Source organism: Candidatus Tiamatella incendiivivens, from assembly GCA_015522635.1.
Lineage (GTDB): Archaea > Thermoproteota > Thermoprotei_A > Sulfolobales > Acidilobaceae > Tiamatella > Tiamatella incendiivivens.
On the sequence record WALW01000010.1, the window covers coordinates 18,147 to 34,008 of the forward strand.

Sequence of the window (15,862 nt, forward strand, 5' to 3'; positions counted from 1 at the left end):
CTTTATTCCTCTTTGAATAATACCCAGTAACCTGCGAACAATACGATAGCTAGGAGAGTAGCTGACAGCCACATAGATATTTTAATGGTAAGTAAATCCCATCCTTTCCTAGGCGGTTTAAATAATATCCAGGTGTATAACAAGTATAATACTACTGTAACTAGCAATCCTATCCTTAGTTTGCCCATATTACTCACACTATTCTAGATGGGATTTATTGTAAAATATATAATTTAGATTATCCAGCTAGATCCAACGGGAGTCCGGTAACAAGAATAGGTGTGGCAATATGGCTTTGGATGCTAGGAAAGTTTTGCCGACGAAGATTAACCTCATACGGTTAAAGAGAGAGGAGAAGGTTATAAGGAAAGTAAGGATGGTTATGGAGGAGAAAAGAGAGGTTCTACTCCTATATATTAGGCAGGCTATTTCTGACTACGAGAAATACTACAATGATGTGGCGAAATCGCTTACCGAGTTCTATGACAATTTTTACCTTGGTGTTGCTGACGAGGGGTTCTCGTCTGTTCAGAGAATGGCTGGAAACGTTAAGCCGGATCTTATGGTTAAGAAGTTTGAGAAAGTCCTTTTTGCCGTCAAGGTTCCTAGCTACGAGATTGACGAATCAACATACCCCAATCTCAGGTATTCCCCTGGTACGAGTCCTTATTTAGTGGATTCGCTGGAAATGATGAAGTCAATTATGCCTAACTTGATGAAGCTGGCTGAGCTGGAAGAAGCTCTTAGGCTGTTGATTAAGGAATTGAAGGAAACCCAGAGGCTTATAAACGCGATAGATTACGTTATACTTCCAAGCTATGAGAAGGTTACTAAGTTCATTAACATGGTTCTAGAGGAGCGTATGAGAGAGGAGTTCATTAGGCTCAAACTGTTGAAAAGGAAGTTGGAGAGGAGAGAAGAGGCTGCTTCTTAGAATACTTTCTTACTCTGCTAAGCCTTCTCCTCCCTTATAGTTCAAGTATTCCGCTATCGAATAGTGTTGCCTCATTAAAAACCTGTTAATGTAAAGTTTTATACAATCTTCAATGATTTTATAGAAAATATTTATATATATCAAATGGCTACACTAAATATATTCTGAGGTGGTAGGAAATGGCTCAATCAGACAAGGAAGTCAGATTAAGGGTTAGAGAAGCCGATCAAAGAGACGTGGGTAGGAAGATTGCTAGAATAGGTAGAAATGTAATGAAATTACTAGGACTAGAAACAGGCGATTTCATAGAGATAGAAGGACCCAAAGCAATAGCTGTCGCTACTGTTTGGCCTCTGCATGGCGGTGAGACGCAGAAGGATATAATCAGGATAGACGGTTACATAAGAAGTGCTACAGGAGCAAGCATCGGAGACTATGTTAACGTTAAGAAAGCCGAAAACGTAGAGCCCGCGAAGAAAATAGTTCTCGCTCCGCTAGAACCTATAAGATTCGGAAGGGACTTTGTTGACTACGTTAAGAATATACTTAAAATGAAGCCAGTGGGACGCGGTGAGACTATAGTAATCCCGGTCTTCGAGGGATTGCCCTTAGTAGTAGTATCGACACAGCCAAGCCACTATGTCTATATTACCGATGATACCGAGGTTGCTATTAGAGAAAAACCGTTGAAAGAAGCAGAACTTGAGAAAGCAAGGGGAGTTCCGAAGGTCACTTGGGAAGATATAGGTGACCTGGAGGAGGCTAAGGAGAAGATAAGGGAGATCGTGGAGTTACCAATGAAACACCCGGAGCTATTCAAGCATCTGGGTATAGAACCGCCTAAGGGTGTACTACTTTACGGCCCGCCTGGGACAGGTAAAACATTATTAGCAAAGGCTCTTGCAAACGAGATAGGAGCATACTTTGTAATGATTAATGGACCCGAGATTATGAGTAAGTTCTATGGAGAAAGTGAACAGAGGCTTAGGGAGATATTCAAGGAGGCGGAGGAGAATGCTCCGAGCATAATATTCATCGATGAGATAGATGCGATAGCGCCTAAAAGAGAGGAAGTGACAGGTGAGGTCGAGAAGAGGGTAGTATCTCAGCTTCTCACGCTTATGGATGGTATGAAGGAAAGAGGGAAGGTCATAGTTATCGGTGCCACAAATAGGCCAGATGCTTTAGACCCTGCCCTTAGAAGGCCGGGTAGGTTCGACAGGGAAATAGAGATAAGACCTCCAGACAAGAGGGCTAGAATGCTAATATTGCAAGTTCACACTAGAAACATGCCGCTCTACGATGATGTAAATTTAGAGAAGCTAGCAGAACTGACTCACGGCTACACAGGCGCTGATCTTGCAGCTCTCGCCAAAGAAGCTGCCATGAGTGCTTTACGGAGGTTCATAAGGGAGGGCAAGGTAGACTTATACCAGGCAAAAGAGCTTCCGGCTAACATGCTGAAGAACATTACGGTTACAATGACGGATTTCCTCGAAGCTATGAAGCTGATAAGGCCTACCCTAATCAGGGAGATATACATAGAGGTTCCCCAAGTTAAATGGGATGATATCGGTGGATTAGACGAGGTAAAGCAAGAAGTCAGGGAAGCTGTAGAATGGCCTATTAAATACGGCGAAATATTCGAGAAGATGGGTATAAGGCCGCCGAAAGGTGTAATGCTATTTGGCCCTCCTGGAACGGGAAAGACTTTACTAGCCAAGGCTGCTGCCACTGAGAGCGGTGCAAACTTCATTGCAGTCCGTGGCCCTGAAATACTCAGTAAATGGGTTGGTGAAAGCGAGAAGGCTATTAGGAAAATATTTGAGAGGGCAAGGCAAGCCGCTCCAACGATAGTGTTCTTCGACGAGGTAGACTCGATAGCTCCAGCTAGAGGATTAAGGCATGACAGCGGAGTAACAGACAGAATAGTTAACCAGATACTAACAGAGATGGATGGAATTGTGCCGTTAAACAAGGTAGTAGTGATGGGAGCGACCAATAGGCCTGATATAATGGATCCAGCTCTGCTGAGGCCTGGAAGATTTGATAGGGTAATATATGTACCGCCGCCGGATAAGGAGGCTAGGAAGGAGATATTCGAAATACACACTAGGAGCATGCCTCTAGGAAAGGACGTTGACTTCGACAAGCTTGCAGAGATGACGGAAGGATATACGGGAGCTGATATAGAAGCGGTTTGCCGCGAAGCAGCTATGATAAAGTTAAGGGAGAAGCTTGAATTAGGACCAGTGGAGATGAAGCATTTCGAAGAGGCGTTAAAGAAGATACCGCCGAGCATAACTAGAGAAGACATAGAGAAGTATATGAAACTCGCGAAGGAATATAAGAGAATGACTCTAGGAGGCTAAGCTTCCTTCATTCCTTTTTCATAGATAACCTTGCCTTCACGATCCTTTATGTAGACTATCCTATGTAACGGTATAACAGTCCACTCGTCATCCAAACTCAACGCCCAGTTATCAGCTGAAACGATACGCTCTAGAGGGATCTCCTTAATCATGGAGCCAGAAACATCCCTTGTTCTATGGATATAGCCTATAACAATTCCATTAGGCCTCTCATGTAAGAGCCATCTCAACTTATCATACAAAACGCTTCTCCCCAAAGCAACACACCACTATCGATACTGTGGGGAGGGGTAGAGCCTCTCGGTCATACCTCGTACAATACGGGCTGATCCCGGGATTGTCGCGTCCCTCCCCAGGATTTATTGTGGTATTCTAGATGTATAGATTTTTGTATGAAGATGGTAGCCGGGCGGGGATTCGAACCCCGGTCACGGGGGTTCTCCCAGCAGGCCCCGGTACAAGCCTGCTGTCCAAAGCCCCGCATCCTTGGCCGCTAGACGACCCGGCTCTCCACCGGCCGGTGGCTTCCCATATTATTAGTATTTCATATTAACCTATGTAGGATATATTTATTCTTCGGATTCTAAGAGGGGTGTTATCCTGGATTGACGTCGAAAAACGGTCTCATAGTAATTATAATTCTCTTCATAGTAATTCTCGGTGGTGCTGTATACTATCTTCAGCAAAGTAATAACGGTGCAGGTGGAGAAACTTCTACAACAACTCAGGTAACTCAGACTCAGGGGAATCTTTCTTGTAAGGGTGATCAAATAATGCTTGATGATGGGGTATACATTTATACTTCTAAAGGTATAACGAAGACGAGTCTGGGCAAAATAGCAGAGTTAAAGGATAAGCCGATAATAATGTTATTCTATAATAATCAATGCCCTCATTGTAGGGATTTCGACCCTACCTGGTGTCAACTAGTCGAAACTTCCTCCCTTTCATCAAGGTATTATATGGTTAAGGTAGTATGCGACTGGTTCACAACGGCATGTACGAGCCAGGATGCTCAGCTGCTCTTCACCAATATGGGTGTAAGGGTGTCACCTACTATGGTTATAGCTAAGGCTAGTGGGAAGAGTATTACCGGTATCCGAATGCTAGTTCCAGGTGATCCTGTTGGTTTTACATATAAGGATTTGCTGGATTACCTCTCGAATTATACTCCGAGCAGATAATGATGATGGAAAAGTTTAAATAGCACAACTCCTATTCCTTCTTCCCGTATATAAGGTTTTCTCTATTATTTAATGGAGGAAGCCTTATATATGGATGGGTGAATGCGGTGGCGAGGAAAGAACGTAGGGAGGAGAAACGTAATAGTCATCATGATTGCCCCCCTGATCAGATATACTTTGACCCGGTGAGAGGGGAGAAGATCTGTTTGCTTACGGGAGAGGTTATCGAGGAGCAGATAATTGATACAGGCCCGGATTGGAGAGCTTATAATCAAGAGGAAAGCGAGAGGAGAAGCAGGGTAGGAGTTCCTCTAACTTATACAATGCATGACCTAGGAGTTTCAGCTATAGTGGATTATAAGAATAGGGATGCTGCGGGGAGAAGGCTAACAGGTAGGAAAAGGCTTGATGCTATTAAAATAAGGAAATGGCAGAGTAGAAGCAAAGTACAGACAAGCATTGACAGGAATCTCCAGCAAGCAATGCAGGAATTGGATAAACTGGCAAAACAACTAGGTGTGCCAAGACACGTCCAAGAAGAAGCAGCTAAGATATACCATATGGCTGTGAATAAAGGATTGGTACGGGGTAGGAGCATAGAGAGCGTTATAGCTGCAAGCTTATATGCAGCATGTAGGATTCACAGACTACCCCATATGCTAGATGAGATAGCTCAGAAAGTTAGGGGTAGTAGGAGGGAGATCGCTAGATGTTATAGGCTAATAGTCCGAGACTTAAGCCTTCGTGTGCCGGTAATAGATTCCAAGACCTTTGTTGCGAGAATAGCCGGAGCACTCGGTCTACCGGATGAGGCCATAGTTCAGGCGAGCAAATTCCTTGAAATAGCAAAGAAAAGAGGACTAACAGCAGGTAAAGACCCTGGTGGATTGGCAGCCGCTGCTGTTTATTTAGCAGCACTCATGCTGGGAATAAAGAAGACCCAGAAAGAGGTCGCTAAAATAGCTGGAGTTACGGAAGTAACTGTTAGGAACAGATATAAGGAATTGGCACACGAGTTGCATATTTCTATAGATCTTGAAGACGATTCCAGTAAAAAGAAGAAAGCTGAAGCGAGTGCTTCAAAAACAAATTAATTTTTCATGGTAAAAGGATTTAGGCGCTTTTCTTCGCTTTTATCCTTTCCATCAGCACAGGCAGGAATTGGTACAGATCGGCAACAACGCCGTAATCAGCGTTCTTGAATATTGGAGCGCTTTTATCCTTGTTTATGGCAACCACTATTTTAGCGTCAATTATACCTGCAAGATGCTGTGGAGCTCCGCTTATACCTATTGCGAAGTAGACTTTCGGAGCTACCTTCTTACCGCTGAGGCCTACCCAGTGTTCTTCACTTAACCACTGTAGATCAGCTGCTACTGGCCTGCTACAGCCTATTTGAGCGCCGAGAAGATCGGCTAGTTCGAAGGCTAGTTTCAAGTCTTCCTTGCTCCTAAATCCTCTGCCTGCGCTTACAATTACCTCCGCCTCCTCTAGGTTAACTCCACCCTTCTCCTTAGGCTTTCTTTCAATTACTTTTACCTTGCCTTCTTCCTCGACGGCAACATCTTCTATTTCAACAGCTTGGTCTCCCAGTGTTGCTGGTTTGAATTTCCTAGGCGGTAGGCTCACAATACTGGGCAGTGGGAGCGATATCTTGGCTACTGCTCTACCGCTTAGTATGCCTCTCTCGATAGTTATCTTAGCTTCTTCAACTGAGAAGGTTAATGCATCTACTACGAATGGGATATTCTTCTTGGCCGCCAACCTTGAGATAGCGTCTCTAATGTTCTTTGCAGTTATAGTAATCACTAGGTCAGGGTTCACCTTGTCGTAGACTTTTTCAAATGCCTTAGCGAGTGGTTCCGGCTTGTCTGTTTTGATGCTAAAGGCTTTCTTAGCGCCTTTGGATACTTCGGGTAATATATTGATTGCACTACCTGCCCCGGCTACATATACTTCTCCGCCTAGGGTTGAAGCTGCACCGATGGCTTCGGGTATATCTTTTTCATTAATCGCGAATACGAGAATCTTCATCTTCCTCCTCACCTCATTAAAGCTTGATTGCTCCCTCATTAACGAGGGCTTCTAGGAGCTTGTCTGCTATCTCCTCGGGGTTGTCGCCCTCTATTATCGTCTGCTTCCTTTGTACTGCTAGTACTCTAGCTTCTAGGATGCTTGATATGCTTGATATATCTAGCCCTAAGTCACCTAACGTGTATTTTGTCAACGGTTTCTTGAACGCTCTTCTTATTTGTATCAGGGTAGGGAGCCTTGGAGTGTTTATTTCTCTTGTAACGCTTACAACTGCAGGTAGGTTGGCTTCGACTTTTTCCATGAAATCTTCTAGGTCTCTTTCAGCGGTTATTTTGTCACCGCTTATCTCTATTTTCTTTGCAAAGCTTATGTAAGGTAATCCCAGTAGCGCTGCTAGTCTTCCAGGTACCTGTCCGGTGAACCCGTCTACAGTGGCTTCACCGGCAAGTATGAGCTTCGGGTTTATTCCTAGCTTGTCTAGGAGGGCTTTTAGTGTAGTAGCTGTGGTAGTGGGGTCTCCTGGGATTAGCTTGTCATCTGCTAGTATATGGGCTTCATCCACTCCCATTGCAAGAGCTTCTCTTAGACTGCTCTCAGCGTCTTTCATTCTCTTAGCAACAGGCCCCCATGTTAGTACCGCTATTCCAATGATCTTGTCTGCACCAATAGTTGACTTGATATCACTGGCTACTTGTACTGCGTTTCTATCGATGTCACTGAGTTTTAGAGGTATGGAGTCTACGAGGAGGGTTCCCTGGACGTCTGCTTTTATCATCCCCGGATTCAGGGCTGGTTTCAATAATACTACAATTTCCGCCAATGACTACACCTCTCTACTTTATATAGCTATAGCCGTGGAATAGGGTGGTTCCCACTGGTTTATAATGCTTGTTTACATTTTGTAGTCTAGAAATAGGAGATTCAGTGAATTACAAGTGATTGGTGAAGAATATGAGGGGAATGTTGTTTGTTTAGCTTTCTGCATTACTCATTTTACGGAGCTCTTCGTCTCTTAGCATTCTTCTCAGAATTTTACCTACAGCAGTTTTAGGGAGGTCATCTCTGAATTCCACCACTTTAGGAACCTTGTAGTCCGCAAGGCCCTTCTTAGCGAACTCTATAATTTCTCCGGGCTTTACCTTGCCTTTACACTCGTCTTTGAGTACTACGAAAGCCTTTACATATTCGAACCATTCTTTGTGCGGTGCTCCTATGACTGCTGCTTCTTTCACACAAGGATGCCTATATAAGACTTCCTCTACCTCTCGCGGGAAGATACTATACCCCTTGTATTTTATGAGGTCCTTCTTCCTGTCTACAATATAGAAGTAGCCTTCATCATCCATCTTCGCTATATCTCCTGTTCTAACCCACTTGTATTCACAGCATTCAAAGAAGGCAGAATCATTTTCTTCAGGCATATCTTTATAACCGAGCATTACTTGTGGCCCGGCTATGACAAGTTCCCCCTCCTTGCCTGGAGGCAGGATTTCGGGTTCTTCTATATCTGCAACGGCTGCTATTGCATTAGGGACAGGTAATCCTATACTACCATGCTTTGCCTTACCCATTATCGGGTTGACGTGTGTAACAGGGCTTGTCTCCGTTAAACCATAGCCTTCCCGTAATTTGGCTCCCGTCAGCTCCTCAAACTTCTCTGCAACCGCGACTGGTAAAGGTGCCGCTCCACTGATACAGGCTTCGAGGCTGCCTAGATTAAACTCCTTTACCATAGGATGATTAACTATAACTTGATACATCAATGGAACTCCATGGAATAAATTAGGCTTATGCTTATCTATTCCCTTCATTACCTCTATAACATCCCACTTAGGATAGACCAAAATGGTTGCAGCCCTAAGCATCGCCGAGTTCAACACGGCGCTCTGTCCATATATATGGAACCATGGGAGAACCCCCATCATAATGTCTCTAGCCTTGTTTCCCCTCTTATACCATGAGTCTACTTGGTAAGCGTTAGATACCAAGTTGAAGTGTGAGAGCATAGCGGGCTTCGGTAAACCAGTTGTTCCGCCGGTGAACATTAATGCTGCGATGTCTTTTTTCGGGTCAACTTCTGAGAGTTTTTCAATGGGCTTAAATCCTTTGAAAACGTCTTTCAGGAAGGCTATTCCATTTTCTCTCCGTATTTTCGGTATTTCCTTCCTCATCTTTACCCTGTAAAGAAAACCACCTAGCCCAGGTAGGAAATCATCTAATCCTGTATATATTATAGTTTCTACATTAATGCCTGCGGTATCTATTTTGTTCTTAAAAATGTCCAGGGCTACCATTACTCTAGCTTTTGTTTTCCTCGCCTGATGCTCTATTTCTCTTGGTGTGTAAAGCACATTCATCGGTGAAACAGTTGCCCCGGCAATTAGTGTGCCATAGTAAGCGATAGCGAACTGAGGCGAGTTAGGCAACATTAAGAGTACAACATCCCCCTTCTCGACACGTTTATTTTCTAGGAAAGACGCGAATCTCTTTGCTTTATCAAAGAGTTCACTGTAACTTAAGTCTCTCCTAAGAAGGGAGCTGGTTTTTCCACCGTAGAAAATCATTGCCCTATGGCTTGGATATTTTTGGGCGGAATCTACTAGGAACTGGTAAAGCGGTATTTCCGGGATCTCTATCTCCGGCGGAACATCTGGATCGTAATTCTTTATCCAGGGTTTCTCAAGGTAACCCTTTGCAGCTTTCTCACTCAATACATGCACCTCTCGCTTGATATTATAAAGCCTAGAATCGTTTTGTATGTCATAGGAGTATAAATGGAATAACCGTTATAAACTGGGGTTGGAATAGAGTTATCCTGGATGCCTTGCCGCCGTAGCTCAGCTGGGAGAGCGCCCGGCTGAAGACCGGGCGGTCCGGGGTTCAACTCCCCGCGGCGGCACCATTTCCAGCGCTGTCTTCTACAAATCCGATTAAAAGCAATTTATCTATAGATTCTATGTACAGAATACTCCGGCATTTTCTATAGGTACTCAAGTATTTACGTACTATAGAAATCACTGTTTTCTCCAGGTGTTTCAAAGATCCTCTCAAGGATATCAACAAGTTAACGCAATCTCCGTTTAGGATAGCCTTCACAAACTTCTCTATAAACTTGGGGATTTCGTCAGGCTCTTCTAACAGATAGCAGTCTGAGACTGGTATGACTTTATCAATGCTTGTCAGAATTTCATTTTCTACTAACCTATAGGCTCTAGATGGATCAACCTTTGTATAAACTAGGAGAACTCCTCTGTAAGGGGTTCTTTCTATGCTTACGTTAATGTCATATGGAAACAGGATGTCGCCTACTTCTTGCTCTGCCCAATACTCTTTTCCAGCTTGGTGGTGGATAATGAGTGCTGGGCAGCGTAGGGGCATATTTCTCTCAGGGGGCACTCCTTGCATTTCGGATTCCTCGCAGTACACCATTTCCTACCTAAGGCTATAACAAGTTTATGTGCTCTTACTAGATCCTCTCCTTCGAAGAACTCGGTGAGTGCCCTGCTTATTTTCTTGTAGTTATTAGACTTTGTTAAACACCATCGCTGGGATATTCTTTTTGCGTGGGTATCAACAGCGAAGACTTTTTCCCTTCTCATTTGGGACAGGAAAACATCCAGCGTCTTCTTGCCTATTCCAGGCATCTTTTTAAGTATCCTCCTCAGCTCCTCCGGTGGCAGTTCTACTAGTATTTTTTCGCCCCCTAGTTCTTGGATACATTTGGCTACTTCAACTATCCATTTTGATTTTTGACTGGATAATCCCGCAGGGCGTATAGGCAGCTCGATCAGCTCAGGTCCTAGCTCGATCACTCGTTTTGGCGTGATATTTCCTCTGAGGAGTTTGTGAAGCCTTGTATATGCATATATTGCAGCTTTGTCTGTTGTATTTTGGCTTAATATTACAGCTACTAATAGGGCGAACGGGTTTCCATTGAGTTTTTTGGATACTAGGCTGACAAATTCGTCTTCTCTTATCTCAAGTCCTGATTTACCTAAGAGTTCAATGACTTTATGCCCAGTGAAACCTTCGGGTTTAAAGCATTCTTTATTGTTGTCACTAATACTTTTCAAAGCCATCCTCCTATAATCTAGCCTTTTCTCTTATTTCTACTGTTGTATAAATATACTATTTAACCTGTGAGCAATTTAGCATATCGATTATATATCTTGCTATAATACCTGAAACCCTTCTGTCCTTCATGTATTTCCTTAGGCAAGGCATTTCCTCTAGGAGTTTATCAGTGTATTCGTAGTTTAATTTCCTCTGGCCAGATGCTAGGAGTCTTAGATAGAACTCGGCTTTGGGTGTTATTTCACGGATGCAGTTCCTTAATGAGATATAGTCTGTGAATACCGTTTCCACAGATTCTTCCATGAAGACTTTCAGCTCAATAGGATCTACAGTGAACATGTCATCTAGGAATACTAGTTCGACACCCAATTGTTCCGCTAGTTCTAGTACTTCATCGTTGGAATAGCTTCTAGCAACTAAGAGTGGTTTACAACCGGTTATTCTCGAGTTGACGTATGCTTGCCTGACACCGTTAATATCGGCATAGCCGGATTTTACTTCTACAGCCCAGCAACCTCCTTTCCCATCCCTCGCCAGTATGTCTACTTCCCCTATTTCCCTACCGTTTCTCTCTATTCTTAGATTCGTGTCTTCTATAGTGTAGCCTTTCGACTCCAATAGTTTTACGGCTGTCCTGATGCTGGCTTTTTCCCTTCTATGATGGGATATGTTCTGGGGCAGCTACTATCACCTGTTTACATGGGATATGATATGACAATGCTTATATATTAACCAAAACAAATGGAGATAGGTACAAAAATGAATGAAGGTATAATGCCTTCGAGGTGAATGAATTGAAGTTTTGCCCGAAGTGCGGCTCAGTAATGGTGGTTGTCAGGAAAGAAGGGAAGCTGTATTACCAGTGTACTAGATGTGGTTACATGGAGCCTGTGAAGAAGGGTGAGTCTATGAAGATTGTTGAGAGGGCTGATAAGAAAAAGAAGGTTGTTTCAACAAAGTCAGTAGCTGAGAACACGGCTATAATGAGGAGTAGAGAAGAGATTCAACAAGAGATAGAGGAGTATTATGAGCAGGTGCTTGACCAGTTAGCTGATGAATACTGAAAAACCCCCGTTACTATTTATAGTTTACTAAGTTCCTTGCTTGCTTCTTCTATGTCTTTATGGGTATCTATGCTTTTCCAGAAGATTCCCTCATACCTTACTGTGGCCAGGGCACCTTCATACGCTAATTCGGGGAAGCCGCGTCTTTCAACATCTCCCAGCTCTGGGAGGTAGTCGAATACGTTGGGTGTCATAACATATACTCCTCCATTAATCCAGTAGTCAGGTATGTATGGTTTCTCTATGAACTTCTTTATTAGATCGCCTTCAATGTCGAGTATTCCATACGGGCTTCTAAGCGGGACGGCTGCTAGTGCTGCATATACTTTCTTTTCTCTCACCTTGTTCATGAGAGGTTTAGGGTCTAGGTTTGTTATGATGTCACCGTTTAGTACGAGGAATAGTTCTTCCGATTTCAGGATGTGTTCAGCGTTTTTTAAAGCGCCAGCTGTACCTCTGGGTTCCTCCTCTATTACATAGGTAGCTCTTATTCCAAGCCTGTTCCCACTACCTATTCTCTCAATTATTTTTTCCTTCTGATATCCGACGAGTAAAACTATGTTTGTAACTCCGTGATTCCTAAGCCATTCAATTTGGTGTTCGAGTATGGGTTTGCCTGCTACTTCTACTAATGGTTTAGGTATGGTTTCCGTTATCGGTCTGAGCCGTTTACCGTATCCTCCGGCTAGAATAGCCGCCATAACCATGGCTGTTTCACCGTTTCTATATTATTAGTTTCAATTATATCATAATAAGTATTGGATAGGTCTCTTAGTGAAGTTATATTGTCCCGTTATATGTAAATAATACTAGCCTTTATTACTTTCAGTCAGCTGGGAAACTTTCATATAATAGGGTGGTGTAATTATTGAGGCTCTTTAAGGACTACATGGTCTTCACAGAATCATACATACCGCCAAACCTTGTGAATAGGGAGGAGAAGCTCAGCAGGTTAGTTGACTTCTATAGGTACATGACTGAGTCTCCCGGAGAATTCTCTCGAATAGCTGTAATATATGGTACAGTGCGAGGCAGATCAGGTATAGGAAAAACTACTCTGGCAAAATTAACTGCTAAAAGAATATCGGAGTTAGCTGCTAGGAACGGGTATAGGATAAGACCAGTGTATGTCAACGTTTATTCTATGACTGGTGTGAATCAGATACTAACTTCTATAATAAACCAACTGGGCATTAAAGGAATCAAACCCAGGGGCAGTAGTCCCATTGAACTAATGAAGGCCATTCTAGACGATACGTTGAGCAAGGATTACTATGTAATGCTGACAATAGATGAGATACAGTCTATACTCAAAAGAAGAGGCTTCAATGAAGAGCAATTGATATACTTATTCTTTAGATACACGGAAATCTTTGAAGGTGTAGTGGATGCGTATAGGATTTATCCCCTACTAGTTGTTTTCGACATGATCGAATGGGGTAAAATGCCTGGGCAACTCAGGTCAATGGTTGGCTTAGAAGTAGGCTTACAGCCTTACAAATCATATGAGCTGTATGACATATTATATGATAGAATTGAGAGAGGCTTAGTGGACCCTGTTATGTTCCCTCCAGCACTAGTAGAGATGATCACAGACTACTTGGGATACGATAAAAGCGGGGAAGGTAACGCTAGGACAGCGATTAACGTCGCACGCCAGGCTGTTGAAGCAACCGAAACCAAAGGAGACGACTTGATTAGAGAGGAATATGTTAGAGAAGCCTTGTCCATGGTGGGGACATTCAAGATCTCGGAATACAGTGTGGAGAGCTTGGGATTGCACCAGAAAATACTGCTCTACGCTCTCTCACTCCTAAGCCTCAAGACGGAGGGTGACTGGATTACTATGGGCGTATTAGAAGAGGAGTACAAAACAGTATGTGAATGGTTGAATGAGAAGCCAAGGGTTCACAGCCAGTTATTCGAGTATATCAAGGAACTATCATTCAAAGGCCTACTACAAACAAGCCTTTCGGGGAAAGGCATGAGGGGGAGGACAACGCTTATCAGGATATCACCAGATATCCCTGTTAGTCCTCTTAAGATGCTACTAGAAAAAGAGTTACACCTGGTTTGATAATAATGGGCATCGAAGACGTTCTCTCGAGCAGGGGAAGGATAAGGATTATTAAGATACTATTGAAGTATGGGGCGACAAACATAAACACGTTGATTAGGGAATCAGGGTTAACCCACAAACTCGTATCGAAATACATCTCTGAATTAAAGGAGGAAAACCTCATCGCAGAGAGGAGGTACGGACGGCTCAGGGTTATCGAAATTAACTATCAAAACCCGAAGATTTCCATGCTTAAAATGCTCCTCGAGGAATAAACTATAACCGGTGTAAGAAGTCTTGAGTAAAACAAATGGAATGATAGATGTTACAGAGAAACCCGAAGTCTACAGGGAGGCTACTGCTTCCGGAGTAATCAGGCTGAAGCCTGCTACAGTCTCCAAAATACTTAAGGGGGAAATAGAAAAGGGAGACGTGCTCACTACAGCGAGAGTAGCAGGCCTACTAGCAGTTAAGAATACTCCTCAGATCATCCCGCATTGCCATCCCATACCCTATACAGGAATAACTGTAATGTTCAACGTGGTAGGAGAGGATAGGATTAAAGCTACAGTTAGAGTGAGAACAACATGGAAAACGGGTGTTGAAATGGATGCATTAACCGGCGTCATGGCTTCTCTACTCACTATATGGGACATGGTAAAGAAATACGAGAAAGACGAGTCAGGTAACTACCCCGAGACTTTCATAGAACAGGTCAGGGTGGAGGAGAAAGTCAAATCTAGAATAAAGGCTTGAATTTAGCATCCTTACCTGATTTCCTTTTCTTACTAGATCTTCTCCTACTCGTAGAAGCCTTCTCTGTCGTTAAAGTTTGCACGGCCTCCTTACTAGCTTCCTTGCTATATCTCAGTGACTCCATTACCTCCTTAATCTCACGGCTACGGCTTCCAGCTAGGAAGTCAACCATCTTATCCTCTAACTCCAAGCCTAAAGCAAGCCTAGCAGGTATACTAGGGTCTTGACTATACCTAAATATTACGGTAAGATAGGGCAGGACTTCAGACTTAACCCTCCTCCTGGACTCAAGAACCCGGTGACCTATCAGCCTAGCCAGGTTTTCCCTCCTCTCTCTAGCTTCCTTACTCCTACCCATCAACTTTATCTTATCAGGGTATCCAAACCTGTCTTTTTTAAGCGGTCCATACTTTCTTGCGAAAGCGACACCCGGGCCTATATAGTCGAATACGTATGAGAGGAGTTCCCAGAATACTTTGAACTTGGCTCGAGAAAGCATGATGTCAGCCCTTGATAGAGAGTCAAACCCTCTATAAAGATCTCGCGGATCACCGAATTTACGCGACATGTTATCATTAATCCAAGCCATAACGGTCTCATAATCCTCTTCACTGCTCGTAACAGCGTTCTTCGCTACCCAAGCGTATCTAGCATAGAATATTCTCATCAATGTCTTGAAGATGTCTATACTCTTGTATCTCTCCCTAACAAGTGCAGCTACAAGATCTAATGTAGCTTTCCCATACCCTTCTCCAACGTTTTGCAGGTCATTTATAGCTGCTCTCAGATCTCCTCCAGCCTTATCAGCTATATATGATAATGCCTGATCTTCACACTCTAATTTCTCTATACTACAGATCTTTTTCAGAATCCTGATTATATCCCTCTTACCGAGTGGTTTGAACTGTATCAATAGGACTTTATCACGAAGCGGTCTAAGCTTATCCTGCCAAGGATTATTTGCAGTCATAACTATGGGGTTCCTAGTATATTCGATAATCCTGTTTATAGCTTCAACCCCACCGTAATCCTCTCTACCGGCTATACCATCAACCTCATCTAGGAGTATAATATACCCCTTCTTGAACAGGCTTCTCCTAGTTGCTGCTGCCCCCACTATTCTTTCCACATCCTGTTTCCTCCTGAAATCACTAGCATTCAGCTCGACTACTTCGAAATCATAACTCCTAGCTAGTGCTTCAACGAGACTGGTTTTACCGACACCGGGCGGTCCCCATAGGAGCACTCCTCTCTTGGGCGGTATACGGCCTTCAGCCCATTCATCGATCCATGGGATAAGAACTTTCTTAGCCTGGTCTTGGTTAATTACCTCTTCAACCCTACGCGGGCGATACTTGATGATCCAGGGAATTCTTTTAGCCACC

The 15,862-nt window shown here is 43.4% G+C and carries 18 protein-coding genes and 2 tRNA genes; 9 read left to right on the forward strand and 11 right to left on the reverse strand.

The genetic code is table 11. The features are described 5' to 3' along the window. Positions 1 to 2 precede the first annotated feature (2 nt). Positions 3 to 188: a hypothetical protein gene (locus F7B60_02130; GenBank protein MCE4614319.1), complete on the reverse strand. Its 186-nt coding sequence runs from the start codon at positions 186 to 188 to the stop codon at positions 3 to 5. Positions 189 to 289: 101 nt separating this feature from the next. Here F7B60_02130 and F7B60_02135 point away from each other — a divergent pair, with 101 nt between their 5' ends. Next, positions 290 to 934 (forward strand): V-type ATP synthase subunit D, encoded by a 645-nt coding sequence (locus F7B60_02135; GenBank protein MCE4614320.1) that lies wholly within the window; start codon positions 290 to 292, stop codon positions 932 to 934. 179 nt (positions 935 to 1,113) lie between these two features. Further along, positions 1,114 to 3,306 (forward strand): CDC48 family AAA ATPase, encoded by a 2,193-nt coding sequence (locus tag F7B60_02140; GenBank protein MCE4614321.1) that lies wholly within the window; start codon positions 1,114 to 1,116, stop codon positions 3,304 to 3,306. On the opposite strand, the gene F7B60_02145 is transcribed toward F7B60_02140, so the two are convergent. Together F7B60_02145 and F7B60_02150 are read right to left on the reverse strand one after the other, a co-directional pair. Continuing rightward, entirely contained in the window at positions 3,303 to 3,563 is a 261-nt protein-coding gene (locus tag F7B60_02145; protein MCE4614322.1) for a DUF504 domain-containing protein, read from the reverse strand. The two genes, F7B60_02140 and F7B60_02145, sit on opposite strands and share 4 nt — an antisense overlap. Positions 3,564 to 3,705: 142 nt before the next feature. Next, positions 3,706 to 3,814: transfer RNA gene (locus F7B60_02150), tRNA-Gln, on the reverse strand. A gap of 97 nt (positions 3,815 to 3,911) precedes the next feature. On the opposite strand from F7B60_02150, the gene F7B60_02155 reads away from it, so the two are divergent. Next, complete coding sequence (locus tag F7B60_02155; protein MCE4614323.1) at positions 3,912 to 4,490, forward strand: protein disulfide isomerase family protein; 579 nt, start codon at positions 3,912 to 3,914, stop codon at positions 4,488 to 4,490. Between the two features lie 107 nt (positions 4,491 to 4,597). Beyond that, positions 4,598 to 5,584, forward strand: coding sequence for a transcription initiation factor IIB (locus F7B60_02160; protein ID MCE4614324.1), 987 nt, complete (start codon positions 4,598 to 4,600; stop codon positions 5,582 to 5,584). A gap of 19 nt (positions 5,585 to 5,603) precedes the next feature. Here the strand turns inward: F7B60_02160 and F7B60_02165 are convergent, their stop codons facing one another. The 3 genes from F7B60_02165 to F7B60_02175 all read right to left on the reverse strand — a co-directional run bounded on the left by F7B60_02165 (position 5,604) and on the right by F7B60_02175 (position 9,235). Then, positions 5,604 to 6,524: an electron transfer flavoprotein subunit alpha/FixB family protein gene (locus F7B60_02165; GenBank protein ID MCE4614325.1), complete on the reverse strand. Its 921-nt coding sequence runs from the start codon at positions 6,522 to 6,524 to the stop codon at positions 5,604 to 5,606. Positions 6,525 to 6,540: 16 nt separating this feature from the next. Then, a complete protein-coding gene (locus tag F7B60_02170; protein MCE4614326.1) occupies positions 6,541 to 7,344 on the reverse strand; it encodes an electron transfer flavoprotein subunit beta/FixA family protein in 804 nt (267 codons plus the stop codon). Positions 7,345 to 7,495: 151 nt separating this feature from the next. Continuing rightward, positions 7,496 to 9,235, reverse strand: coding sequence for a long-chain fatty acid--CoA ligase (locus F7B60_02175; GenBank protein MCE4614327.1), 1,740 nt, complete (start codon positions 9,233 to 9,235; stop codon positions 7,496 to 7,498). A gap of 115 nt (positions 9,236 to 9,350) precedes the next feature. Here F7B60_02175 and F7B60_02180 point away from each other — a divergent pair. Next, positions 9,351 to 9,426 (forward strand) — tRNA-Phe (locus F7B60_02180). Here F7B60_02180 and F7B60_02185 read toward each other — a convergent pair. Genes F7B60_02185 through F7B60_02195 form a run of 3 tightly spaced genes read right to left on the reverse strand, consistent with a single transcriptional unit; the run spans position 9,405 to position 11,216 of the window. Further along, positions 9,405 to 9,902, reverse strand: coding sequence for a hypothetical protein (locus F7B60_02185; GenBank protein MCE4614328.1), 498 nt, complete (start codon positions 9,900 to 9,902; stop codon positions 9,405 to 9,407). The two genes, F7B60_02180 and F7B60_02185, sit on opposite strands and share 22 nt — an antisense overlap. After that, complete coding sequence (locus F7B60_02190; protein MCE4614329.1) at positions 9,830 to 10,597, reverse strand: endonuclease III; 768 nt, start codon at positions 10,595 to 10,597, stop codon at positions 9,830 to 9,832. The genes F7B60_02185 and F7B60_02190 overlap by 73 nt, the downstream gene beginning before the upstream one ends. A gap of 55 nt (positions 10,598 to 10,652) precedes the next feature. Beyond that, on the reverse strand, positions 10,653 to 11,216 hold the full coding sequence (locus tag F7B60_02195; protein ID MCE4614330.1) for an endonuclease NucS: 564 nt from the start codon (positions 11,214 to 11,216) through the stop codon (positions 10,653 to 10,655). A gap of 176 nt (positions 11,217 to 11,392) precedes the next feature. Between F7B60_02195 and F7B60_02200 the strand changes: the two genes are divergently transcribed. Then, positions 11,393 to 11,662 carry a transcription elongation factor gene (locus tag F7B60_02200; GenBank protein ID MCE4614331.1) on the forward strand — a complete coding sequence of 90 codons (270 nt, stop codon included), beginning with the start codon at positions 11,393 to 11,395 and terminating at the stop codon, positions 11,660 to 11,662. A gap of 17 nt (positions 11,663 to 11,679) precedes the next feature. Here F7B60_02200 and F7B60_02205 read toward each other — a convergent pair whose 3' ends face one another. Next, a complete protein-coding gene (locus tag F7B60_02205) occupies positions 11,680 to 12,369 on the reverse strand; it encodes a nucleotidyltransferase family protein (GenBank protein ID MCE4614332.1) in 690 nt (229 codons plus the stop codon). A gap of 161 nt (positions 12,370 to 12,530) precedes the next feature. On the opposite strand from F7B60_02205, the gene F7B60_02210 reads away from it, so the two are divergent. The 3 genes from F7B60_02210 to moaC are packed head-to-tail and all read left to right on the forward strand — an operon-like array spanning position 12,531 to position 14,477. Beyond that, positions 12,531 to 13,739 carry an AAA family ATPase gene (locus F7B60_02210; protein MCE4614333.1) on the forward strand — a complete coding sequence of 403 codons (1,209 nt, stop codon included), beginning with the start codon at positions 12,531 to 12,533 and terminating at the stop codon, positions 13,737 to 13,739. Positions 13,740 to 13,744: 5 nt separating this feature from the next. Further along, on the forward strand, positions 13,745 to 13,996 hold the full coding sequence (locus F7B60_02215) for an ArsR family transcriptional regulator (protein ID MCE4614334.1): 252 nt from the start codon (positions 13,745 to 13,747) through the stop codon (positions 13,994 to 13,996). Positions 13,997 to 14,036: 40 nt separating this feature from the next. Further along, positions 14,037 to 14,477, forward strand: coding sequence for a cyclic pyranopterin monophosphate synthase MoaC (gene moaC, locus F7B60_02220; GenBank protein MCE4614335.1), 441 nt, complete (start codon positions 14,037 to 14,039; stop codon positions 14,475 to 14,477). On the opposite strand, the gene F7B60_02225 is transcribed toward moaC, so the two are convergent. Further along, on the reverse strand, positions 14,461 to 15,861 hold the full coding sequence (locus tag F7B60_02225; GenBank protein MCE4614336.1) for a replication factor C large subunit: 1,401 nt from the start codon (positions 15,859 to 15,861) through the stop codon (positions 14,461 to 14,463). The genes moaC and F7B60_02225 overlap by 17 nt on opposite strands. Position 15,862: the final 1 nt, after the last annotated feature.